Source organism: Arthrobacter sp. P1_B9, assembly GCF_056406495.1.
This window is the reverse complement of record NZ_JBFUAA010000015.1, coordinates 59,772-82,439: the sequence shown is the minus strand read 5'-3', so window position 1 is coordinate 82,439 and position 22,668 is coordinate 59,772. Positions and strand designations below refer to the sequence as shown.

Genomic DNA, 22,668 nt, shown 5'->3' with positions numbered 1-22,668 from the left:
ACTAGGATTACTAGATGAATCCCCGCTATCTCGTGTCCCGCAGCCGGTACATCGCCGCCGCCCCCGAAGCCATCTTCGAGGTGCTCGCCACGCCTGCCCTGCACAGCGTGATCGACGGCTCGGACACGGTCAAGGGCGTCCAGCCGCGCGGGCCCGGACGGCTGTACCTCGGCGCCAGGTTCGGCATGCAAATGCGCATGCGGGTGAACTACAAGATCCTGAACAGGGTCTGCGAGTTCGAGGAAGGCCACCGGATCGCGTGGCGGCACTTCTACGGCCACGTGTGGCGCTACCTGCTGGATCCGGCCACGGGCCCGGACGGTACCCCCGGCACGCTGGTGACCGAGCAATGGGACGCGCGGCGGGTCCGTGGAAAGAGCTTTCTCCGGCTGGCCGGCTACCTGCGCCGCCATCCGGTCAATTTGGAACAGACGCTTGCCAAGCTCGACGCCTACATGGCTGCGCACCCGGACATGGGTAATGTGGATGGCAGCACGAAACGAGACTGAAGGTGGGAACTGGGATGGGCCGCAGGACACTGGTCGACGATCTCGTCGACGGCCTGCTGACCGAAATCCTTGACGGAAAGCTCCTGCCCCACAACCCGATTCCGCCCGAGGCCGACATCGCCAAGGCCTACGGCGTTAGCCGGCTCACCGTGCGTGAGGCCCTCAAAGCCCTCCGGGCGCAAAACATCCTCTATGTGAAGGCCGGCCGGGGAACCTTCGTCAATCCCACGGACAACTGGACCGGTCTGGACGCGATCTTCAAGGCAGCCTCCCATGGCAATGCGGCCGACCAGGTCTCGGTGGGGCTGATTGAGATGCGCCGCATGGTGGAGACCGGGGCCGCGGCGCTCGCCGCCAAACGCTATACCCCGGAGCAGGCCGAGCGCATGCGCGAGTGCATCGCGGACATGAAGCGCTTCCACGACTCCGGCGACCTGGACCGCTTCGTGGAGGCGGACATTGGTTTCCACGACGCCGTCCTGAAGGCGTCCGGCAACCCCTTTGTCCGGGCCCTGTTCGCCCAGCTGGGCCAGCTGCTGTACGTGACCCGGCGCGAAACGTCGGCCGTCGAGGTGATCCAGCAGCACGCCATCGATTACCACCAGCGGGTCCTGGACAGCATTCTGAGCGGCGACGCCGAGCGCTCGCGGCAGGCGATGGATGAGCACATGGACCAGACCAATGCGGACTACGAGCGCTACGTCCGGGGCGCCAAGTCCTGACGTCCGCCTCCGGACTCTTGACGTAATCCGAATCACATTCTAAGATTTTGGCTAGTTCGTGAATCAGATGTCTGACATCTGACTCAACAAGTATCCTGCAGCACACGCTTCCAGGCGGGCAGGATGACCACCCCAATCCACCGCTTTCCTCACCCGGCACAGCCGCAGGGCAGGAAAACATTTAAGAAGGTCGATGATGACTTCATTAACCCCCAAGTCCTTCGGACTCGGCGAACTGGGCGACCGCACGCTCCGCAAGGTCCGCCGCCGCGTCATGCCCCTGATTGTCCTGCTCTACTTCGTTGCCTACCTGGACCGCAACAACGTCGGATTCGCCAAACTCACCATGAGCGAGGACATCGGCCTGAACTCCGCTGCCTACGGTCTGGGCGCCGGCATCTTCTTCCTTGGCTACGCCCTCCTGGAGGTTCCCAGCAACGCCGGCATGTACCGGTTCGGAGCCCGGAAATGGCTGGCCCGCATCCTGATCACGTGGGGCATCTTCGCCACCGCCATGTGCCTGGTGAACGGTGAAACCACGTATTACATTGTCCGGTTCCTGCTCGGTGCCGCCGAGGCCGGGTTCTTCCCGGCGATCCTGTTCTACCTGACGCTGTGGTTCCCTGCCGCGCAGCGCGTCACCGTGCTGGGCATCTTCATCCTTGCCCAGCCCGTATCCAACGCGCTCGGCGCCCCGGTGTCCGGGCTCCTGCTGCAGATGGACGGCGTCATGGGCCTCCAGGGCTGGCAGTGGCTCTACATCATCGAAGGCATCCCGGCGATCGCCCTCGGCCTGCTGACACCCATCCTCATGACGGACCGTCCGCGGGACGCCAAATGGCTCGAAGCCGACGAGCGCAACTGGCTCACCGCCACCATGGACGCCGAACTGGCCGCCAAGTCCCAGTCGGGCAAGCACAACTTCATGGCCGGGCTCAAGGACAAGCGCACCCTGGTCTACTCCGCCCTGTACTTCGGCCTGGTGTGCGGGATTTACGGCCTGGGCCTGTGGATGCCCACCATCGTCGCGGCCCTGGGCAAGTTCTCCACGGCAGAGGTCGGCTTCATCGTCTTCATCCCCTATGCCGTGGCCGCAGTATTCGTCTACTTCTGGAGCAAGCGCGCGGACCGGACCGGCAAGCGTGCCTGGCACGCCTCGGTCAGCATGGTGCTTGCGGGCGTCGGGCTCGTGGCCGCCGGCTACCTGCTCCCGGTCAACCCGATTCTCGCGATGGTCGGTCTGACGCTCTCCGCCATGGGGATCTACGGGGCGATCGCCCCCTTCCTCTCGATGCCCTCCGCGGCGCTGACCGGTGCGGCTGCCGCTTCCGGGCTGGCCCTGGTGAACTCCCTCGGAAACCTCGGCGGCTTCATCTCCCCGTACGCGGTCGGCCTCCTCAAGGACGCCACCGGAAGCAACCAGAGCGGGCTCCTGTTCCTGTCCCTGTGCCTGTGCCTCACGGCCGTGGCCACCTACCTGTACGCTCACCGGCGCCCCGAAGGCGACGCCAGCCTTGACCCCGCGGTCGCAGCGGCTGCCGCCGTCGACCCGGCCAAAGTATCCTGATCCGAACCCCCCGAAGGAATCTTCGTCATGACATCAATTACCACATTCCCCACTGAACGCACCGTGGTCCTGACCGGAGCCGCGTCAGCCCGCGGCATCGGCCGTGCCGCCGCCGACCGCCTGGCCAGCGAGGGCTGGTCCATCGCAATCCTGGACATCAATGCCGAGGACGCCAGCGCCGCTGCGGCCGAAATCGGTTCCAACCGTGCGGTCAAGGCCATCGGCGTCGGTGCGGACGTCTCCGACGCCGCGTCGGTTGACCGGGCCATCACCGAGATCGAGGGCTCGCTGCCCCCGATCGTCGCGCTGGCCAACCTGGCCGGCATCAGTTCCCCGACGCCGTTCATGGACACCACGGTCGAGGAATGGGACAAGGTCTTCGCCATCAACATGCGCGGATCTTTCATCGTTTCCCAGCGCGTGCTCAAGGGCATGATCGAGCGCAAGCTCGGCCGGATCGTGAGCATCTCCTCGATTTCGGCACAGCGGGGCGGCGGCACCTACTCAAAGGTCGCCTACAGCGCCTCCAAGGCCGGGATCATCGGATTCACCCGCGCCCTGGCCCGCGAGGTGGGCGAGTTCGGGGTCACGGTCAACGCCATCGCCCCAGGCCCCATCGACACCGACATCATGGGCGGCACCCTGAGCGAGGAACGCAAGGCGCAGATGTCGGAGGGCATCATGATGGGTCGGGTCGGCAGCCGCGAGGAAGTGGCGGCCCTGATCGCCTTCCTGCTCGGCCCGGACGCCGGTTACATCACCGCGGCCACCTATGACATCAACGGCGGCCTCCAGGTCTCCTAACCCGCACGCACCCCCGTTGCGCTATCACTTTTGGGCCTTCAGATCCCGGAATGGCCACCAAGAGTGATAGCGCAACGGGGGAGCTTGGCCACGGTCTAGGCTGGCTCCATGAACGCCGCCCGCAGCCTTCACCCCAGCCCCCGCACGTTGGAGGTCGAGAGCCTTGCCGGTTTCGACCGGCTGGTCGCGGCGGGGGCGCGCAGCATGCACGGCTGGCATGTCCAGTCGCTGGACCTGCGGGGCCGCCGGGCACAGCTGGGGGCGCTTGAGGCCCAGGGCGCGGTCTTCCTGGGCTGCAGGTTCGACGACGGTGTGGAGGACTTGCTGCGCGGCCGGGGCGCCCTCATCTTTCCCCGGCTCACGGCCGTGCCGTTCAACCCCTACCGCGGGCAGCTGTACACGCCGCAGGAACTCTATTCCGGGATCGCCACCTCACCCTACGAGGACACGCTCGACGCTCGGGTGTACCAGTGGAGCATCCGGCCGGGCCAGCGACGCCGGCTTGATGCGACACTGGCCGCCGCCCTGCATGACCACTCGATCGGCGTGGCCCTCGACGAACTGGCCGGCACCTATCTCCGCGCCGGCCGCACGATGGTGGGGGTCATGGGCGGACACATTGCCCGTCGCGGCACCGCCGTCTTTGAGGGAGCCGCGCTGCTGGGCCGGCTGCTGGCCCGCAGCGGCCGGGTGGTAGCCACGGGCGGCGGCCCCGGGGCCATGGAGGCCGCGAATCTTGGCGCCTTCCTCAGCGAGGCCCCCGAACCGGACTTCCGGCGGGCCCTGGCCGACCTCTCGGCGGTGCCGTCCTTCCGCCCCTCGGTGGCCGCCTGGGCGCGGACGGCCGCGGCGGTCGCCCAACGCCACCCGGAGGGTGTGCCGTCGCTGGGGATTCCCACATGGTTTTACGGCCATGAACCACCGAACTTCTTCGCCACGCATGTGGCCAAATACTTCGCGAATGCCATCCGGGAAGCCATCCTGCTTGAACTGTGCAACGGCGGCATTGTCTTTTTGCCGGGTTCGGGCGGCACGGTCCAGGAGATCTTCCAGGACGCCTGCGAGAACTACTACGCCGCTCCGGAAACCGTCACTCCCATGGTCCTGGTGGGGCACGAACACTGGCTGCGGCGATTCCCGGCCTGGCCCCTCTTACAGAGCCTGGCGTCAGGGCGCCGGATGGAGGGAAGGATCTTCCTGGTCGATACGGTCGAAGAAGCCCTTGAGGCGCTGGAGCGCTAGGGGGTCAGAGATCCTTGCGGCACTGGGCGTGGCCAAGCTCGTAGAGTCCGTTCAGGTCGCCGGCGGCAAGCCCGTCCGGGGCTCCGATCTCGGGGTACATCAGCTGGGCCGGGTCATCGACATGCTCCAGGCCCATCACATGGCCGAGCTCGTGCAGGATCACGGCCGTGGCATAGGCCGCTCCCTCGGAGCGGTCCAGGTCTTCCGCGATTTGCGGGGCATCCAGCTCCAGGCTGCCGGTGACGAAGCTCTTGGGGCCGTCGCCGAAACTGAAGTGTGTGCTTCCGCCTGTGCCGATCACCGGGCCTTTGAGCTGCGGCGCCTGCTCCGGGGTGGTCCAGGCGATCAGCAGCGGCGCCCACCGGTCCCCGTAGAGATCCTTTTGGTAGGGCGCACGTGTGGACGAGGGGGCCTCGGACGTGGGGCCGTCATTGATGAAGGTGATTCCGGTGGCCTCCGAGATCGTCCTGATCGAGTCGTCCACGAGCCGCTCGGCACCCGGCGGGGCCAGGGTGGCATTGATGACGTAGTGCAGCGGGCGGCACGGCGAGTAACCCACCGGAGTGCCGTCGTCATTCGTTGCGAGGAACTTGTACGAGGTGCTGGCGGCCTCCGGTTTCCGGGCCGCGCCGAGGGGGTGGTCCTGCTCCTCGAGCCCGGGCGGGGGAGTGTCCGTCCGGTCTTCGCCGGCCGGCACGGCAGGCTGGCCGGATTTCTGGCCAGCCTGGGGCTGTGCCTGCAGGTCACTGCCTGCTTTGTTTTCTGCACTGTGCCCTGCGTTGTTCCCCGTTCCTCGGGAGACCTCGAAGAGGCCCGTGAACCTCGGATCGCCGTAGACGAGTCCGGCGGTGAGGAAGGCGCCGGCGGCGATCACCGCAGCGGCGGCGAGGTTCCTGATGATCCGCAGAGCGGTGGCTGGCCGGCTGTGCCGAGGTCCGCGGTCCCGAAATTCAGGGCCGTCCACTAGCCAACCACGGCGCCGAAGGCCATGCCCAGCAGGTACGTCACGCCCGCGGCACCCATGCCGATGGCCAGCTGGCGCAGGCCGCGGGTGGCGGGCGAGGTACCGGAGAGCAGGCCCACGACGCCGCCGGTAAGCAGCAGCGCCAAGCCGACGAGGGACGCGGAAACCACCAGTGCGGCGAGTCCTGTCATGCCCAGCAGGAAGGGAATGATGGGCACGATCGCGCCCGAGGCGAAGAAGCAGAAGCTCGACGCCGCCGCGCCCCAGGCGGTGCCGACCGCCTCGTGCTGGTCCTCGCTTTCGGGCAGTTCCGGACGCAGGGACAGGCTGGGATCGCAGTCGCAGTCCAACAGGCCCATCCGCTCCGCGACGCGGTGCTCGGCGGCCTCCCGGGACATGCCGCGGGCCAGATAGACGAGGAGGAGTTCGTTGTGCTCGATATCGAGCAGCGGCGCCGCCGCCAACGTGATCTGGGTGGGTCGGGTCGCGGCGAGGAGCTCCCGCTGCGACCGCACGGAAATGAACTCGCCGGCCCCCATGGACAGTGCGCCGGCCAGCAGCCCGGCGACGCCGCTGAGGAGTACCACCTGGCTGCCCACGCCCGAGGCCGCCATGCCCATGACGAGGGACAGGTTGCTGACCAGCCCGTCGTTGGCGCCGAAGACGGCGGCGCGGAACGTTCCGGCCAGCCGGTTGCGGCCCCGGGTGGCCAGCCCGCGGACCACTTCTTCGTGGATCTGCTCGTCGGCGACCATGGCCGGGGTGGCGAACGATTCGGTGGCGTACGGGGAGCGGCTCTCCGCCCGCTGGGCCAGGGCCAGGACGAAGACCGAGCCGAAGTGCCGGGCCAGGAAGCCCAGGAACCGGCTCCGGAGGGAGGCATGCCGGTCCTTGCCGGCGTGATCGCCCAGCAACTGGAGCCAGTGCGCTTCATGGCGTCCCTCGGCCTCGGCCAGCGCCAGCAGGATGGCGCGTTCCTCCCCGGCGCGGTTCTGCGCCAGGTCCCGGTAGACGGCCGCCTCGGCACGTTCGTCGGCGAGATACTGTCGCCAGCGCTTGATGTCCGCTGCGCTGGGCGCTGCGCTCGCGTCTGTTGCGGGCGACGGGCTCGGTGCGCTGACGGGAGCGGCAGTGGAGGGAGCCGCCCCGGGGCCAGCAGAGGCGTGCGGCGAGGCGGGGCGCGGGTCCGTATCGCGGACCGAAGAGGGCTGTGTCGGGTGGTGCTGCGAAGAATCGTTGCGGTCCGATTCGGTGTGCTGAGACACGAAAAACTCCTGGGTTTGGTCGGGCATGGTCCGGCCCCATTGCGACTCCAGACTACCCCGTATTTCCGCGCTTTTCCGGCTGGCAATCCTCAGTGGAAAGTTTAGGGAGGCCGTAACTGCCCTGCTCCGGCGGGCCCGCCCGCAGCCGCTTTCCGGCAGCAATTGTGAGCCCTTGACCGCCCGGGTCCGCGGTGTTCGAATGAAACCCAGGGCGGGCTCCCCGGGGCCTTGCCGCCACCGAAGCCGCATGGAGGTTGCATCATGGATAGCACCGCATCACATCCCATCCAGCCGGCCCGGGAGTCACTCGAGTCCGATCCCGCCTACGACTACGCCGAGGACGCGCCCGTCAGTGATGCCGCGGAGACCGAGGACGAGGAGCTTCTCGAAGAGGCCGACCGGCTCGTTCCCCTGGACGCGGAAGACTTCCTGGGCGACGAGAAGCCGGTGGTGCCCGTGGAAGGTGAAGAATTCCTTGCGCCGGAGGAAAATGAGTGATCCTCCCGCGGCCCGTTAAGTTGCCTGAAGGCCGACGGCGGCGCCCCCGAATGGGGAGCGCCGCCGTCGACCTTTAACTTGCGGTCAAGACCCTGCCGGGCCTGGGCCCTAGTGCGTGAGGGCCGGGGCCTTTTCTTCCTCGGCCGCGCGGCCGGCGACACGCCGGCGCCAGTTCTGCATGACCGCGGGATCCGTCGGCTTGGTCAGCAGCGACACCGCGATGTAGACGACCGCGGAGGCCGCCAGGCCGTAGTAGATCGGCTCGTTGGCGTAGATGCCGTCCAGCGGAACCTCGGCGTTGATTTCCAGGATGATCATGGTGCCGAGCGTGATGACCGAGCCCACCGCCATGGACGCCGCGGCGGCGACGCCGGTGCCGCGCTTCCAGACCAGGCCGCCAAGGATGGCCACGAGCAGGCCGCCAACCAGGATGTCGTACGCAATGGTCAGGGCCGCGACAACGTCCTTGGTGACGATGGCGATCACGATTGCCACGATGCCCAGGCCCAGGACCCACATGCGGTTGGCCTTGACGTCGTGTTCCGGGTTGTCGGTGTCATCGGTGTTGACCGTCTTGCCGAACCAGCCGGCAACGAACGGCAGCACATCGGCGCGGGCCACGGTGGCGGCCGCGATCAGGGCGCCGGAGGCGGTGGACATCATGGCGGCGACGGCGGCGGCCAGCACGAGGCCGCCGATGCCGATGGGCAGCAGGTGGGTGGCGACCTCTGCGTAGACGACGTCCTTGCCCAGGGCCTTGACGTCGATCTGCGGCAGGGCCACCCGTGCGCCGAGGCCGATCAGTGCGCCGGCTGCGCCGTAGAGGATGCAGTAGATGCCGGCCGTGGCGCCGCCCCAGCGGGCAACTTCAGGCGTCTTGGCGGTGAACACACGCTGCCAGATGTCCTGGCCGATCAGCAGGCCGAGGGTGTACACCACAAAGTACGTGATGATCGTCTGGGCGCCGATGCCGTCGATCTGGAAGAAGGTGGCGTCCACCCGGCTGCGGATCCCGTCGAGGCCGCCGGCGGCGTTGAGCGTGAACGGCAGCATCAGGAAGAAGATGCCGACCGTCTTGATAACGAACTGGACCTGGTCGGCCAGCGTGATGGACCACATGCCGCCGATGGTCGAGTACACCAGCACGATTGCCCCGCCGACGGCGATCGCGAGGGCGCGGTCCCAGCCGAAGAGCACCACGAAGATGGTGGCGTAGGCGCCCGTGGAGGTGGCGCAGAGCATCAGCGTGTAGGCAAGCATGACGATGCCCGAGGTCTGCGTGGCGTTGCTGCCGTAGCGCAGGGTCAGCATCTGGGAGACGGTATAGATCTTCAGCTTCTGGATGGTGCTGGCGAAGAGCAGGCTCAACAGCAGGACGCCGGCGCCGATTGCGACGACGAGCCACATGCCGGAGATGCCGAACTTGTAGCCCAGGCCCACGCCGCCGACGGTCGAGGCGCCGCCCAGGACGACGGCGGCCATGGTGCCGGTGTAGAGGAACGGACCGAGGCGGCGGCCGGCCACGAGGAAGTCGCTATTGTTCTTGGTGCGGGACTTGCCCCACCATCCGAACGCCAGCATGGCGGCCAGGTACACCACCACGATTGCGATGTTGACGAAAGTTGCGTCCATATAAAGGCTCCTTGGAGCTGGTTGACAGCGGATGCGGGCCTGCCGGGCCTCAACAGTATGTTCGGCAAGGCCGCTGCTGCGGGAAGTGGTTAGAGGAGGATTTCCGTCGGAACCCCCAGTTTTGCCTTATAGGCAACACATGTTGCCCAGAAGAGTATGCTGTGACTCCGGTAACAGTCAAGACGCCGGGCGTGGTGCCGCCGCCTCCGCGTCACGAAGGCCCGCTCCCGCTAGGATTGCTCCAATGATGGGGCCAAGCGGCCGGCCGTGAAAGGTTCCTAAATGAAGGCACTACCAGTTGAACCGAGCAATGTTCCCGTTGCCATCGGTTCGCGGATCCGCGCCGCCAGGCAGTCCCAGCGGCTCACCATTGAACAGGTCGCAGACGCCACCGGGCTCACCAAGGGATTCCTGAGCCGGGTCGAGCGGGACCTGACCTCGCCCTCGGTTGCCTCCCTGGTAACGCTGTGCCAGGTCTTGTCCATCTCTATCGGCGACCTCTTCGCCGCCCCCGAAACGCACCTCACGAAGCAGAGTGAGGGCCCTCGAATCTCCCTCGGCGGCGAGGGGATCGTCGAGCGGCTGCTGACCGCGCGCTCCGAGCGCCGCGTCCAGATCATCCAGGCCGTGATCGAGCCGCGCGGGCGCGGCGAGTCCGAACTCTATGCCGTGGACTGCGACGTCGACGTCCTGCATGTGGTCAAGGGAAGCATCCGCCTGATCCTCACGAATGAGGAATTCGAGCTCAGCACCGGAGACACCGTAACGTTCCCCGGCCGGGAACCCCACACCTGGGTCAATCCCACGGACGACGCCGTCGAGGTGCTGTGGGTGCTCGTGCCCGCCGCCAGCCGCTGAAGGCATGAACGCATCCGTAACCACCGCAAAAGTATCCGCACGGCGCACGCCGGAGATACACAGGACGAGCGGAATCCGCTCGCGTCATCAACTGGGGGATCCATGAACCGCAACAACGTCTTTCTGTCCCTGGCCGTGGCCGCCGCGCTCGCGGCCGCCCTAGGCCTGAGCTCGTGCGCCGCCGCGGGCCAGCGGGCCGGCGAAACGGCAAGCGGTCCCGCCAGTGAATCCGCGGCCCCGGCGCAGCAGGAACCCGGTGCGGCCGCCCCGACCGCCTCCTCTGCCGCTTCGGCGCTGCCCTCGGCTGCCCCGAGCGCCTCCGCTACCCCCGTCCCGGCCGCGCCCACGGCCACGGCCAGCGCGGTGGCCGGCGTGAAAACCTTCACCTTCCCGGACGGGCACCTCTCCTTCTCCTATCCGAGCGGCTGGTCCGTCCGGTTGGTGGGCTCGCCCGAGAATGCGGCCAAGCTGCGGGGCCTGCAGGCGGTCATCGCCGACGCCACCGGCAACGAACTGGCTTCCATCACCAGCAGCACCAGCGCCAGCAACGCCTCCGGCCCGGTGGCCCGCACCGTGCTGGACACCGCTCCGGTGCCGGGGCTGAAAGATGTGGACGGCGAACAGCTGGCCTTCGGCTTCGCGTTCGATTCCCTTGCCGACCAGTCCGATTTCCACATGAGCGTGCGCAAGCAACGCGACTTCGCGCCCGCGGTCTCTGACTCCGGCTCCGCCTACGTCAGCTTCGCCAACGGCGGGGCGGAAGCCAGGGTGCTCTTCGGCAGCCCGGCGTTTGCCTCCGTCGACGCCGCCAAAGCCTGGATGACCACGGAGCAGTACAGCCAGCTCAAGCGCCTGCTGCTCACCCTCAAGTACAGCTGACCTCCCTTTCCTTGGTGAGATCGGGCGCGGTGAGATGTACGTCACATCCCGGCAATCTGCCGGAAACGGCAATTTAATGCCCGGAGCCGGCACGTAACGTGCCCGCAAGAATGGGAAAGCCTTCCCGAAACACGCCGTGAGTAGCGTCAACGGCGGGGGGACGCTCGTCAGTCCCAAACATCACATGGTCTCGCCGCATCGGCGCCCTCGCAGCGCCGGCACTCGAGGAAGGCTCCCGCTATGAAGTTCTCTGTGCTTGCAGTAGGAATGGCAACAGATCCGCAGGTCCTTGACCCCGGATCGACCGCGTGGATGCTCACGGCGTCCGCTCTGGTCCTCCTGATGACCCCCGGGCTTGCGTTCTTCTACGGCGGGCTCGTCAGAATGAAGTCCGTCCTCAACATCATGATGATGAGCTTCGGCGCCATGGGCGTGGTGGCCGTCGTCTGGGCCCTGTGGGGCTATGGCCTGGCCTTCGGTCCGGATGCGCTGGGCGGCTTCGTCGGGGATCCCTTCACCAACTTCGGCCTGAGCGGGCTGACCACCAGCATCGGCTCCAAGGCGGCAGGCCTGCCGGACATGATCTTCGTCGGCTTCCAGGCCACGTTCGCCATCATCACCGTCGCACTGATCAGCGGCGCGGTGGCCGAGCGCGTCAGGTTCGGCCCCTGGCTCCTCTTTGCCGCCCTTTGGGTCACGCTCGTTTACGCGCCGATCGCGCACTGGGTCTGGGGCGGCGGCATTTTCGGACCTAACGGCATCATCGGCAGCAAGATCTCGGCCCTCGACTTCGCCGGCGGCACGGTGGTCCACATGAACGCCGGCATTGCCGGACTGATGCTTGCCGTGGTTCTGGGCAAGCGGCTCGGCTTCATGAAAGACCCCAACATCCGCCCGCACAACCTGCCGTTCGTGATGCTCGGCGCAGGGCTGCTCTGGTTCGGCTGGTTCGGCTTCAACGCCGGCTCGGAACTCGCCGCCGACGCCACGGCCGCCCTGGCCTGGACCAACACGCTGCTCGCCACCAGCGCCGCCCTGCTGGGCTGGCTGCTCGTGGAGCGGCTGCGCGACGGGCATGCCACCTCGCTCGGCGCCGCCTCGGGAGCCGTCGCGGGACTCGTGGCAGTCACCCCGGCCTGCGGATTCATCGACCCCATCGGCGCCATCCTGATCGGCGCGATCGCCGGGGCCGTCTGCGCGCTCGCCGTCGGGCTGAAATTCAAGATCGGACTCGACGACTCCCTGGACGTCGTGGCCGTGCACTTCGTCGGCGGCCTGTGGGGGACCCTGGCCCTCGGATTTTTCGCGCTTCCGTCCACCAAGACGGCCGGCGGCCTGTTCTACGGCGGCGGCCTGGCGCAGTTCTGGCCACAGATTCTCACCGCCCTGATCGTCACGGCATGGAGCGCCGCCATGACCACACTGATTGGCTTCGCGATCCACAAGAGCATAGGCATGCGCGTTTCCGAAGCCGACGAGCTCTCCGGCATTGACGTGACGGAGCACGCCGAAACGGCGTATGAGCTCCTCATGGTCGGCGGCAGCTTCCACCCCGGTGACCCGCATGCCCGGACTGATGCGGCCGAGGCCCACGCGACGGCCCACGCCGGGACCCCGGCCGAAGCCCCAGCCGGGACCAAAGCCGAGGCCGAGGGTGAGGCCGTCCGCGGCAGGGTGTCGTCATGAAGCTCGTCACGGCGATTGTGCGGCCGGAGCGGGTCGCGGCCGTTAGCGCGGCCCTGGAGCGGGCCGGGGTCAACGGCCTGACCGTGAGCCAGGCCAGCGGCTACGGCCGGCAGCGGGGCCATACCGAGGTGTACCGGGGCGCTGAATACAGCTCGGACCTGCTGCCCAAGGTGCGGCTCGAAGTCCTGGTCGACGAGGGCGCCCTCGGCGCCGTCATGGCTGCCATTGAAGAGGGCGGGCGCACGGGCCGCTTCGGCGATGGCAAGATCTGGATTATCGAGGTGCGCGACGCCGTCCGCGTCCGCACGGGGGAGCGGGGCGCGTCGGCCATCGCCTGAGGTTGGTAAACAACTGATGCGCAATACGAAACTTCGAGTGTATGATGGCTGTCACAACCGTCGGTCAATCCTCGAAGGAGAGGCTTCTTTTGGAAGAGCTGCGCATCGAGGCCAATGGCAACCTTGGCCCCATCGATTCATCCCGCGTCCCACGCTACGCCGGGGCTGCCACGTATGCCCGCCTGCCGCGCCTGGACCAGGTGGCCAAGGCAGACGTCACGGTGGTCGGCGTGCCGTTCGACACCGGCGTCTCCTACCGCCCCGGCGCCCGCTTCGGGGCCAACCACATCCGCGAGGCCAGCCGCCTGCTGCGGCCGTACAACCCGGCCTGGGACGTCAGCCCCTTCGAGAACATCCAGGTTGCCGACGCCGGCGACATGGCGGTCAACCCCTTCAACATCAACGACGCCATCGAAACCATCCAGCAGAACGCCTTGGACCTGACGGCGTCCGGCAGCAAGCTCGTCACCCTCGGCGGCGACCACACCATCGCCTTGCCGCTGTTGCGCGCCGCCGCCGAGCGCGCCGGCGGCCCCATAGCCATGCTGCACTTCGACGCGCACCTGGACACCTGGGACACCTACTTCGGCGCCGAGTACACCCACGGCACACCCTTCCGCCGCGCCGTCGAGGAAGGCATCCTGGACACCGAGGCCATCAGCCACATCGGAACCCGCGGTCCGCTCTACGGCAAGAAGGACCTCGACGACGACCACCGCTTCGGCTTCGGCATCGTCACCTCCGCCGACGTCTACTACCAGGGCGTCCTGGAGACGGTCGCCAAGGTCCGGGACCGGATCGGCAACCGCCCGCTCTATATCTCAGTGGACATCGACGTCCTTGACCCCGCGCACGCCCCGGGCACCGGCACGCCGGAAGCCGGCGGCATCACGAGCCGCGAGCTGCTGGAAATCATCCGCGGGTTCCGCGGCATGAACCTCGTCGGTGCCGACGTCGTCGAGGTCGCCCCGGCCTACGACCACGCCGAGATCACAGGCGTGGCGGCAAGCCACGTCGCCTACGAACTCGTAACACTGATGGCGGACCGCGCCGTCGAAGGGGACCGCTTCGGCGCCCCGAACGGCTACGCTGCCCAGGCCCTCGGCCAGGAATCCCGCCGACCCGCCGGCTTCAGCTCCTTTGTGGCTTCGCCGGTGGCTTCGCGATGACCGGCGTGCGCAACGGCGGGGACCTCGTCGTCGAAACCCTTGAGGCACTCGGCGCCAAGACGGTCTTCGGCATCCCGGGCCAGCACGCCCTGGGCCTGTTCGACGCGATGGGCCGCGGGAACCTGCACTTCGTCTCCTCCCGGGTCGAGAACAACTCGGCCTTCGCCGCCGACGGCTACTCCCGCGCCACCGGCGAAGTCGGCGTGCTGTTCCTGTCCACCGGCCCGGGCGCGCTGACGTCCCTGGCCGGGCTGCAGGAGGCCTACGCTACCGGCGTTCCCATGGTGGTCGTGGCCAGCCAGATCCCGCTCGAGGGCCTTGGCGCCCGGCGCAAGGGCATGCTGCACCAGCTCGATGACCAGAAGGCCTCGGCCGCGAACGTCACCAAGTCCCAGCGGCTGATCCAGCACGCCTCCGGCATCCCCTCGGCCATCCAGGATGCCTGGACCGAGGCGATCTCCTCGCCGCAGGGCCCCGTGTGGCTCGAAATCCCGCAGAACGTCCTGCTGGACCCCATCATGGTGCCTCCCGTGGAGGACGCCCTCGCCGAAGCGGCTGACAACCCGCCCCGCGTGGAGCTGGTTCGCGAAGCCGTGAAATGGCTATCGACGGCGGAACGTCCCGCCATCATCGCCGGCGGCGGCACCCGCCGGGGCCATGCCGAAAAGTCGCTGCTCTCGATTGCGGAGAAGCTGCGGGCGCCGGTCATCTGCACCCCGGGCGGCAACGGCGCGTTCCCGTGGAACCATGAGCTCTCCCTGCAGTCCTGGATCGAGGACCAGTACATGACGGAGGTGCTCGAGGACGCCGACGTGTTGATCGTCATCGGCTCCTCCCTGGGCGAGGTCACCTCCAACTACTTCACCTTTGAACCGCGCGGCCGGATCATCCAGATCGACGCCGAGCCCCGCGTCCTGGAGTCCAACCGCCCGGGACTGGGCATCCGGGCGGACGCCGGCCAGGCCCTGGYCGCCCTCGACGCCGCCCTGACTGAACCGCACGGCGAACGTGCCGACTGGCACGGCACGGCTCCCGAGGTACTCGTCAAGGACACCCTGGCCAAGGTCAAGGCCCGGCTCGAGTCCCAGGACCTCGGCAAGGAACTGAAGTTCATGGCCGACATCCGCGAGGCCGTTCCCGCGGCCATGCAGACGTTCTGGGACATGACCATCTCGGCCTACTGGGGCTGGAGCTGCTGGGATGCCCGCGACGGCCAGTTCCACTCCGCGCAGGGCGCCGGCGGGCTGGGCTTCGGCTTCCCCGCGGCGATCGGCGGCGCCGTCGGGCTCGAAACCACCGGCGCATCCGCCGGCGCACCTGCCGGACACGCCAGAGTGCTGGCCGTCTCCGGCGACGGCTCGGCGATGTACTCCATCTCCGAGCTCGCCACCGCCAAGCAGCACAACGTCCCGGTCACCTGGCTCATTGTGGACGACGGCGGCTACGGCATCCTGCGCGAATACATGGTCGGCGCCTTCGGCAAGGCCACGGCCACTGAGCTCGCCCGCCCCGACTTCGTCAAGCTGGCAGAGTCCTTCGGCGTCCCGGCCGTCCGGGTTGCCCCGGAGGACGTCGGGGACGCCCTGAAGGCGGGCTTCGCCGCGGACGGGTCTGCCCCTCACCGCGAGGGGCAGACCCGGCCGGTCCGCGTTTGCTATTTAAGGGTCTTCCGAGGCCGCGCGGCACCTCCCACGAGAGAGTTAGTTTCCCGAAGTAACCATTTTCGTATATAGTTGCCTAGGGCAAACAAAAGAGGGGTGTCCATCATGTCAGTTGAATCCAACGCTGCAGCCAGACTCGTTTACCAGATCTTCGATCTGCAGCGCGCGGTCCGTTGCGTTGCCGCCGCCAGCCTGCGCGGGCAGGACACCGGAGTGGCGCTTCAAGGCGTTCTGCGCTTTGTGGGGGAGGGCGAATCCCGGGCCACGCATCTTGCGGAGCGGCTCGGCGTCAGCGCCCCGGTCCTCAGCCGGCACATCGCCGACCTCGAAGAGCACGGCTATGTGGTCCGCCGGCCGGACCCGGAAGACGGCCGCGCGCAGCTGATCGCCCTGTCTGCCGCCGGCACGGAGAAACTGCGTCTCATCGAGGACCAGCGGACGGCCACCATCCAGGACCTGCTGCAGGACTGGAGCCAGGACGACGTCGAACTGACGGCGCGCACCCTCGAAAAACTTGCTGAGTCCCTCAGGACCTCAGCCCGGGCAACGACGGCCGGACCCACGAATACGACCGAAATTGTTGAGGAGTAGATATATGGCTAGCCACGCCGCCGCCACAGGGCCGTCCCCGGCCCCGTCGGACGTTCCGCAGGGGGCATCCCGCGCATCCCAGACCGCCGCAGAACCTGTGGCGATGACCCACCGCCAGATCATGGAGGCCCTCACCGGGCTGCTGGCGGCGTTCTTCACCGCCATCCTGAGCAGCACGATCGTCGCCAACGCGCTGCCCACCATCATGTCCGAACTCAAGGGCACCCAGACGGACTTCGCCTGGGTGATCACCGCCGCGCTCCTGGCCAACGCGGCAACCACCCCGATCTGGGGCAAGCTCGCGGACCTCTTCAACAAGAAGGTCCTCGTCCAGCTGAGCATCGTGATCTTCGTGGCGGGCTCCGTTATGGCCGGCCTGTCCGAGACCATCCCGCTGCTGCTGACCGCCCGTGTCATCCAGGGCATCGCCATGGGCGGCCTCACCGCCCTGGCCCAGGCCATCATCGGCTCCATGATTCCGCCGCGCGACCGCGGAAAGTACTCCGGCTACATGGGCGGCGTCATGGCCGTGGGCACGGCAGGCGGCCCGCTGCTCGGCGGCTTCATTGTCGACAGCCCGCTGGGGTGGCGCTGGACCTTCTTCGTCTGCGTCCCGCTCGCCGTGGTCGCGCTCATCCTGCTGCAGGTCACCCTCAAGATCCAGCACGTCAAGCGCCCCGCCAAGATCGACTGGCTCGGCTCCATCCTGTTGACCTCCGGCGTCAGCCTGCTGCTCATCTGGGTCTCCTTCGCCGGCAATCCCGACTACTACGACTGGTGGTCGTGGCAGACGGTCGCCATGGTGGGCGGCGGCATCGTGCTCCTTGGCCTGCTCGTGCTGGTGGAATCCAAGGTCGCCCAGCCCATCATCCCGCTCAAGATCATCTCTGAGCGGACCACCGCCCTCGCAATCCTCGCCTCGGTGGCCGTCGGAGTGGGCATGTTCGGCTCCTCGACCTTCCTTGGCCAGTACTTCCAGGTGGCACGCGGCGCCACCCCCACCGAGGCCGGCCTGCTCACGCTGCCCATGATCGCCGGCAACCTCATCGGGTCGGTCGCCTCCGGCATGCTGATCAGCCGCACCGGCAAGTGGAAGCGGTACCTCGTGGCCGGCGCCATCCTGCTGATCGGCGGCCTGGGCCTGGCCGGCAGCATGGACCACACCACTGACCTGTGGATGACCGGTATCTACACCGCCATCCTCGGCGTCGGCCTGGGCCTGCTGATGCAGAACCTCGTCCTCGCCGTCCAGAACACGGTCCAGGCCAAGGACATCGGCACGGCCAGCGCCTCTGTGGCCTTCTTCCGGTCCGTCGGCGGTGCGATCGGCGTATCGGTCCTCGGCGCCGTGCTGGGCAACCGGGTCAAGGAGCTCGTCGTGGAGGGGCTGGCTTCGGCCGGCATCCAGGTTCCCGCCGGATCCGCGGGGGCCAGCATGGACCTCAAGGACATGCCGGCACCGATCCGCGACATCATGCGTGCCGCCTACGGCGACGCGATCGCCGAGGTCTTCCTGATCTCCGCAGTCGTCGGACTCGTGGCGCTGGTGGCCATCCTGTTCATCAAGGAACGCCCGCTGCGCCGCACCGTCGACGTCCGGCCGGAACCCGCCGAACTCGCAGGGGACGCCCCGGATGCCGGGATGGCCGCGATGGCCGGTGCCACGGCCCCGGCTCTGGGGAACACGGGTTACACAGGGAACGACGCCGCCGAGGAAGCTTCGCCCGCCGGAACCGGCATCGTTGACCTGGACCGGGAATTCATCGAGGTGCTCAGCCGGGAGCGCGCCGAATCCCGCTTCCCCGATGCCGCCCGCCAGCGGACCCGGACCTTGGTGGCCGAGGACCGGCCCGAAGCCGCCGACGTCGTACCTGTGATGCTCCAGACCCAGAGGCTCCTCGCGGAGCAGCAGCTGCTGCTGGCGGACGCCCTGCGCGCGGTGCACGAGCAGGCCGCCGAGCAGCGTGCGATCGCCGCGGAACAGGCCCGGGTTGCCGAGGAGCTCACGGCCCTGCGCCGGCAGCTCGCCAAGCAGCGCAAGATGCAGCGCGCGGCTGCCGACTACATCGCCACCCACGGCCGGCACCGGACCGAGTAGCGCCGGCTCACAGTACCGGACCGCAGAGGCTCCGCGGCCGCCCGAGGGGCGGCTGCGGGGCCTTCGTGCGGCGAGACGGTTGCGGGGGAGACCACAGCAGCCGCTTAAGTACGCCGTTTGGATGATATTGAGCTCCCGATGTTCCTCCCGGGCGAGGGTTTTCGTAGAGTTGGGTGGCTAAGGCTGTCGGTCCCATGGGCTAGTCTCCAATCAGCCTTCCAATAATCTTCACTATTTAGCTCTCCCATACTTTGCTCTCCCCATAATTTGGTCTCCCTATAATTCAGTCTTCGTAAGGACTCGTGGGCATGCTCGTTACCCTCATGCGGCGCTATTCCAAGCCGTATCTGCCATACATCGCGGCTGTGGTCATCTTCCAGCTGGCCTCGACCATCGCGGCTCTGTACCTCCCCAGCCTCAATGCCCAGATCATCGACGAGGGCGTCTCCCGCGGCGACACGGACTACATCTGGCGCACCGGCGGCGTCATGCTCGGCGTCGCGCTGATCCAGGTGGCCACCGCGATCGCCGGCGTCTACTTCGGCTCGAAGGCGGCGATGGCGTTCGGCCGGGACCTGCGCCGCGGCGTGTTCCGCAAGGTGAGCAGCTTCTCGGCGCGGGACGTCAACCTCTTCGGTGCCCCCACCCTGATCACCCGGGGCACCAACGATGTGCAGCAGGTCCAGATGCTCATGCTCATGGCGCTGAACTTCATGGTGGCCACACCTATCATGTGCATCGGCGGGATCTTCATGGCCCTGCGCGAGGACCTCAACCTGTCCTGGCTCGTCTGGGTGTCCGTGCCCCTGCTCGTGGTCGTGGTGGGCTACCTCGTGGTCCGCCTCATGCCGCTCTTCCGTTCCATGCAGGAGAAGATCGACCGGCTCAACGGTGTCCTCCGCGAGCAGATCATCGGCATCCGCGTGGTCCGGGCCTTCGTGCGCGAACCCCACGAGGCCGAGCGCTTCGGCGCGGCCAACCAGGACCTCACCGACGTCTCGCTGAAGATCGGTTCCCTGTTTGTCCTGATGTTCCCCGCCATCGGCATGATCCTGCACATCTCCACGGCCGCCGTGCTCTGGTTCGGTGGCCAGCGCGTCGATGCCGGCGAGATGCAGGTCGGCTCCCTGACAGCCTTCCTCCAGTACCTCCTGCAGATCCTCATGGCCGTCATGATGGGCACCTTCATGGCCATGATGATTCCCCGCGCCTCGGTCTGCGCCGACCGGATCGGTGAAGTGCTCGACGTCGAACCCTCCATCCACGAATCGCTCACCCCGGTGGCGCCTGCGGCAAAGGCCGGCCGCGTCGAATTCCGCAACGTGACCTTCGCCTACCCCGGCGCCGAGGCTCCCGTGCTCAGCAACATCAGCTTTACGGCCGAGCCCGGACAGACCGTGGCGATCATCGGCTCCACCGGCGCCGGCAAGTCCAGCCTGCTGGCCCTGCTCCCGCGGCTCTACGACGCCGAGTCGGGCGAGGTCCTGCTCGACGGCGTCCCCGTCACCCAGCTGGACCGCGCCGAGATCACGCAGCGCGTGGCCATGGTGCCGCAACGGCCCTACCTGTTCTCCGGAACCATTGAGCACAACCTTCGCTTCGGCAAGCCCGAGGCCACGGACTCGGACCTGTGGGAGGCGCTGACGGTCGCCCAGGCCGCGGAGTTCGTGCGCGAAAAGAAGGGTGGCCTCGCAGCGCGGATCGCCCAGGGCGGCACCAACGTCTCCGGCGGCCAGCGGCAGCGGCTGTGCATCGCCCGCGCGCTCGTCACCGAACCCAAGGTCTTCCTGTTCGACGACTCGTTCTCGGCCCTTGACGTCGCCACCGACGCCAGGCTCCGCCGGGCGCTCAAGGCCAAGACGGCCGATGCCACGGTGATCATCGTCGGCCAGCGGGTGTCTACCATCGCCGATGCGGACCAGATCCTCGTGCTGGACAACGGCAGGATCGTGGACCGCGGAACACATGAGGAGCTGTTGGAAAGCTCCAGCACTTACCAGGAAATCGTCGAATCCCAGCTGAGCGCGGAGGCAGTGGCATGAGCACCAACGAGAAAGTCTCCACCACGCCGGCCACCGCAGCCGGCCAGGCCGCTGCCGATACGGACGCCACCGACCTGATCGAAGATGACTTCATCGAGGAGGAGTACACGCCCGGCGAGGCCGACGGCGGCATGTTCGGCGCCGTGCCGGCCAAGAAGGCCCAGCACTTCTGGCCCTCGGCCAAACGGCTCATGGGACTGCTGAAACCCGAGCGCGCCGGCATCACCGCCGTGCTCGCCATGGTGACGGTCGCCGTCGTCCTCAACGTCATTGCCCCGAGGATCCTGGGCCAGGCGATGGACGTGATCTTCGCCGGAGTGGTCGGCAAGCAGCTCCCGGCCGGGGCCACCAAAGAACAGTTCATCGAAGGACTCCGCTCCCAGGGCCAGGACAACTTTGCCGACATGCTGGCCAAGATGGACGTCGTGCCGGGCGCCGGCATCGATTTTCAGAAGCTCGCGTTCCTCATCAGCGTGGTGCTGGTGATGTATTTCGTCGCCAACATCTTTCTGTGGCTCCAGGGCTATGTCCTCAACGTGCTGGTTATGCGCGTGGTGCGCACGCTGCGCGATGACACCGAGAAGAAACTCAACAAGCTGCCGCTGAACTACTTCGATACCCGCCAGCGCGGCGACATCCTTTCCCGTGTCACGAACGACGTCGACAACATCCAGCAGGCGCTCCAGCAGGCCTTCGCCCAGCTCGTGAACTCGGCCCTGACGGTCATCGGGATCGTGATCATGATGTTCATCGTGTCCTGGCAGCTGGCCCTGATCGCCCTCGTCGCCCTGCCGCTCTCCGGCGTGGCCGCCGGCATCATCGGCGCCCGCAGCCAGAAACTCTTCGCCGCCCAGTGGAAGAACACCGGCGAGCTCAACGGCCAGATCGAGGAATCGTTCTCCGGCCACGACCTCGTCCGCGTGTTCGGCCGCGACGCTGACATGCTGGCCCGCTTCGACGAGCGCAACGAGGAACTCTACAAGGCCAGCTTCGGAGCCCAGTTCGTCTCCGGCATGATCATGCCGGTCATGCAGTTTGTCTCCTACCTCAGCTATGTCGGGATCGCCGTCGTCGGCGGGCTGCGCGTGGCTTCGGGCAGCATGAGCCTGGGCGACGCCACGGCGTTCATCCAGTACTCGCGCGAATTCACCCAGCCGCTGGGCCAGATGGCCGGCATGGCCAACATGCTGCAGTCCGGTGTCGCCTCCGCCGAGCGGGTTTTTGAATTCCTCGACGCCGACGAACAGGACGCCGAGACCGCCACCGAGCACCTCCCGGCGAAGACCGACGGGCACGTCGAGTTCAAGCACGTCACCTTCAGCTACACGCCGGACAAGCCGCTGATCGAGGACCTGTCCTTCACGGCCGAGCCCGGTCACACGGTGGCGATCGTGGGACCGACCGGGGCGGGCAAGACCACCCTGGTCAACCTCGTGATGCGCTTCTACGAGCTCAACTCCGGCAGCATCACCCTGGACGGGGTGGACATCACCCGGCTGAGCCGTTCGGAGCTGCGCGCCAAGGTCGGTATGGTGCTGCAGGACGCCTGGCTGTTCGGCGGCACCATCTACGAGAACATCCGCTACGGCAAGCTGGACGCCACCGAAGAACAGATCATGGCGGCGGCCAAGGCCACGTTCGTGGACCGCTTCGTCCGGGCGCTGCCGGACGGCTACAACACGGTGATCGACGAAGAGGGCAACAACGTCAGTGCCGGCGAAAAGCAGCTGATCACCATCGCCCGGGCCTTTGTGGCGAACCCGTCGCTGCTGATCCTGGACGAGGCCACGAGTTCCGTGGATACCCGCACCGAAGCCCTGGTCCAGAAGGCCATGGCGGCGCTGCGGACGGAGCGCACCAGCTTCGTCATCGCCCACCGCCTTTCCACCATCCGGGACGCGGACACCATCCTTGTCATGGAGGACGGGCAGATCGTCGAGCAGGGCCGGCACGCCGAACTGCTGGCCCTGCAGGGCGCGTACTACAGGCTGTACATGTCCCAGTTCGCCGGTGAGGACGCAGAGTCTGCCGTGGCGGATTCCGCGGAGGACGCGACGGCGGTGCACAGCTGAGCGCCGCAGGCCCCGCCGGGAACGGCGCAGCCGGCGGGAACGGGCCCGGCAGGGAGAGCGCAGGCACAGCC

At 67.4% G+C, this 22,668-nt stretch carries 19 protein-coding genes; 16 read left to right on the top strand and 3 right to left on the bottom strand.

All coding sequences use genetic code 11. The annotated features are described in order from the left end of the window. Positions 1-14 precede the first annotated feature (14 nt). The 5 genes from AC1D1A_RS17785 (at position 15) to AC1D1A_RS17765 (ending at position 4,844) form a co-directional block, all read left to right on the top strand. Positions 15-509: an SRPBCC family protein gene (locus AC1D1A_RS17785; RefSeq protein WP_230008250.1), complete on the top strand. Its 495-nt coding sequence runs from the start codon at positions 15-17 to the stop codon at positions 507-509. 14 nt (positions 510-523) lie between these two features. After that, positions 524-1,231 (top strand): FadR/GntR family transcriptional regulator, encoded by a 708-nt coding sequence (locus tag AC1D1A_RS17780; protein WP_079550394.1) that lies wholly within the window; start codon positions 524-526, stop codon positions 1,229-1,231. 193 nt (positions 1,232-1,424) lie between these two features. Further along, complete coding sequence (locus tag AC1D1A_RS17775) at positions 1,425-2,798, top strand: MFS transporter (protein WP_476948335.1); 1,374 nt, start codon at positions 1,425-1,427, stop codon at positions 2,796-2,798. A 27-nt stretch (positions 2,799-2,825) separates the two neighbouring features. Continuing rightward, the gene (locus tag AC1D1A_RS17770) at positions 2,826-3,602 is read left to right on the top strand and encodes an SDR family NAD(P)-dependent oxidoreductase (protein ID WP_476948334.1); all 777 of its coding nucleotides are present in this window, start codon (positions 2,826-2,828) and stop codon (positions 3,600-3,602) included. Positions 3,603-3,710: 108 nt separating this feature from the next. After that, a complete protein-coding gene (locus AC1D1A_RS17765; protein WP_476948333.1) occupies positions 3,711-4,844 on the top strand; it encodes an LOG family protein in 1,134 nt (377 codons plus the stop codon). A 4-nt stretch (positions 4,845-4,848) separates the two neighbouring features. On the opposite strand, the gene AC1D1A_RS17760 is transcribed toward AC1D1A_RS17765, so the two are convergent. Together AC1D1A_RS17760 and AC1D1A_RS17755 are read right to left on the bottom strand one after the other, a co-directional pair. Next, positions 4,849-5,808 (bottom strand): matrixin family metalloprotease, encoded by a 960-nt coding sequence (locus AC1D1A_RS17760; RefSeq protein ID WP_476948332.1) that lies wholly within the window; start codon positions 5,806-5,808, stop codon positions 4,849-4,851. Next, positions 5,808-7,100: a VIT1/CCC1 transporter family protein gene (locus AC1D1A_RS17755; RefSeq protein WP_476873512.1), complete on the bottom strand. Its 1,293-nt coding sequence runs from the start codon at positions 7,098-7,100 to the stop codon at positions 5,808-5,810. The genes AC1D1A_RS17760 and AC1D1A_RS17755 overlap by 1 nt, the downstream gene beginning before the upstream one ends. Before the next feature lie 234 nt (positions 7,101-7,334). Between AC1D1A_RS17755 and AC1D1A_RS17750 the strand changes: the two genes are divergently transcribed. Next, on the top strand, positions 7,335-7,571 hold the full coding sequence (locus AC1D1A_RS17750; protein ID WP_079550403.1) for a hypothetical protein: 237 nt from the start codon (positions 7,335-7,337) through the stop codon (positions 7,569-7,571). A gap of 108 nt (positions 7,572-7,679) precedes the next feature. Here AC1D1A_RS17750 and AC1D1A_RS17745 read toward each other — a convergent pair whose 3' ends face one another. Further along, on the bottom strand, positions 7,680-9,203 hold the full coding sequence (locus tag AC1D1A_RS17745; protein ID WP_476851375.1) for a sodium:solute symporter family protein: 1,524 nt from the start codon (positions 9,201-9,203) through the stop codon (positions 7,680-7,682). Positions 9,204-9,485: 282 nt separating this feature from the next. Here AC1D1A_RS17745 and AC1D1A_RS17740 point away from each other — a divergent pair, with 282 nt between their 5' ends. The 10 genes from AC1D1A_RS17740 (at position 9,486) to AC1D1A_RS17695 (ending at position 22,597) form a co-directional block, all read left to right on the top strand. Beyond that, on the top strand, positions 9,486-10,061 hold the full coding sequence (locus AC1D1A_RS17740; RefSeq protein WP_476872078.1) for a helix-turn-helix domain-containing protein: 576 nt from the start codon (positions 9,486-9,488) through the stop codon (positions 10,059-10,061). Between the two features lie 102 nt (positions 10,062-10,163). Further along, positions 10,164-10,940: a hypothetical protein gene (locus tag AC1D1A_RS17735; RefSeq protein WP_476872079.1), complete on the top strand. Its 777-nt coding sequence runs from the start codon at positions 10,164-10,166 to the stop codon at positions 10,938-10,940. Positions 10,941-11,180: 240 nt separating this feature from the next. Continuing rightward, a complete protein-coding gene (locus AC1D1A_RS17730; RefSeq protein ID WP_476872080.1) occupies positions 11,181-12,626 on the top strand; it encodes an ammonium transporter in 1,446 nt (481 codons plus the stop codon). Then, complete coding sequence (locus AC1D1A_RS17725) at positions 12,623-12,964, top strand: P-II family nitrogen regulator (RefSeq protein ID WP_230007931.1); 342 nt, start codon at positions 12,623-12,625, stop codon at positions 12,962-12,964. The genes AC1D1A_RS17730 and AC1D1A_RS17725 overlap by 4 nt, the downstream gene beginning before the upstream one ends. Before the next feature lie 89 nt (positions 12,965-13,053). Then, positions 13,054-14,133 (top strand): agmatinase, encoded by a 1,080-nt coding sequence (gene speB, locus AC1D1A_RS17720; protein ID WP_476948331.1) that lies wholly within the window; start codon positions 13,054-13,056, stop codon positions 14,131-14,133. Beyond that, entirely contained in the window at positions 14,130-15,866 is a 1,737-nt protein-coding gene (locus AC1D1A_RS17715) for a thiamine pyrophosphate-binding protein (protein WP_476948330.1), read from the top strand. Before speB ends, AC1D1A_RS17715 begins: the two co-directional genes overlap by 4 nt. A gap of 33 nt (positions 15,867-15,899) precedes the next feature. Next, positions 15,900-16,385, top strand: coding sequence for a MarR family winged helix-turn-helix transcriptional regulator (locus tag AC1D1A_RS17710; protein WP_476859696.1), 486 nt, complete (start codon positions 15,900-15,902; stop codon positions 16,383-16,385). A gap of 103 nt (positions 16,386-16,488) precedes the next feature. Continuing rightward, entirely contained in the window at positions 16,489-18,483 is a 1,995-nt protein-coding gene (locus tag AC1D1A_RS17705; protein ID WP_476948369.1) for an MDR family MFS transporter, read from the top strand. Positions 18,484-18,791: 308 nt separating this feature from the next. After that, positions 18,792-20,525 carry an ABC transporter ATP-binding protein gene (locus tag AC1D1A_RS17700; protein WP_028275633.1) on the top strand — a complete coding sequence of 578 codons (1,734 nt, stop codon included), beginning with the start codon at positions 18,792-18,794 and terminating at the stop codon, positions 20,523-20,525. Next, positions 20,522-22,597, top strand: a complete 2,076-nt coding sequence (locus AC1D1A_RS17695) for an ABC transporter ATP-binding protein (protein WP_476859698.1) — start codon at positions 20,522-20,524, stop codon at positions 22,595-22,597. The genes AC1D1A_RS17700 and AC1D1A_RS17695 overlap by 4 nt, the downstream gene beginning before the upstream one ends. The last annotated feature ends 71 nt before the right edge of the window (positions 22,598-22,668 follow it).

Excerpts from the sequence above, each read along its gene's own strand:
- AC1D1A_RS17775 (WP_476948335.1), top strand. The coding sequence starts at position 1,425 with ATGATGACTTCATTAACCCCCAAGTCCTTCGGACTCGGCGAACTGGGC.
- AC1D1A_RS17770 (WP_476948334.1), top strand. The coding sequence starts at position 2,826 with ATGACATCAATTACCACATTCCCCACTGAACGCACCGTGGTCCTGACC.
- AC1D1A_RS17700 (WP_028275633.1), top strand. The coding sequence starts at position 18,792 with ATGCTCGTTACCCTCATGCGGCGCTATTCCAAGCCGTATCTGCCATAC.
- AC1D1A_RS17725 (WP_230007931.1), top strand. The coding sequence starts at position 12,623 with ATGAAGCTCGTCACGGCGATTGTGCGGCCGGAGCGGGTCGCGGCCGTT.
- AC1D1A_RS17745 (WP_476851375.1), bottom strand. The coding sequence starts at position 9,203 with ATGGACGCAACTTTCGTCAACATCGCAATCGTGGTGGTGTACCTGGCC.
- AC1D1A_RS17755 (WP_476873512.1), bottom strand. The coding sequence starts at position 7,100 with ATGCCCGACCAAACCCAGGAGTTTTTCGTGTCTCAGCACACCGAATCG.
- AC1D1A_RS17765 (WP_476948333.1), top strand. The coding sequence starts at position 3,711 with ATGAACGCCGCCCGCAGCCTTCACCCCAGCCCCCGCACGTTGGAGGTC.
- AC1D1A_RS17695 (WP_476859698.1), top strand. The coding sequence starts at position 20,522 with ATGAGCACCAACGAGAAAGTCTCCACCACGCCGGCCACCGCAGCCGGC.
- AC1D1A_RS17735 (WP_476872079.1), top strand. The coding sequence starts at position 10,164 with ATGAACCGCAACAACGTCTTTCTGTCCCTGGCCGTGGCCGCCGCGCTC.
- AC1D1A_RS17780 (WP_079550394.1), top strand. The coding sequence starts at position 524 with ATGGGCCGCAGGACACTGGTCGACGATCTCGTCGACGGCCTGCTGACC.
- AC1D1A_RS17710 (WP_476859696.1), top strand. The coding sequence starts at position 15,900 with ATGTCAGTTGAATCCAACGCTGCAGCCAGACTCGTTTACCAGATCTTC.
- AC1D1A_RS17785 (WP_230008250.1), top strand. The coding sequence starts at position 15 with ATGAATCCCCGCTATCTCGTGTCCCGCAGCCGGTACATCGCCGCCGCC.
- AC1D1A_RS17730 (WP_476872080.1), top strand. The coding sequence starts at position 11,181 with ATGAAGTTCTCTGTGCTTGCAGTAGGAATGGCAACAGATCCGCAGGTC.
- AC1D1A_RS17740 (WP_476872078.1), top strand. The coding sequence starts at position 9,486 with ATGAAGGCACTACCAGTTGAACCGAGCAATGTTCCCGTTGCCATCGGT.
- AC1D1A_RS17750 (WP_079550403.1), top strand. The coding sequence starts at position 7,335 with ATGGATAGCACCGCATCACATCCCATCCAGCCGGCCCGGGAGTCACTC.
- AC1D1A_RS17705 (WP_476948369.1), top strand. The coding sequence starts at position 16,489 with ATGACCCACCGCCAGATCATGGAGGCCCTCACCGGGCTGCTGGCGGCG.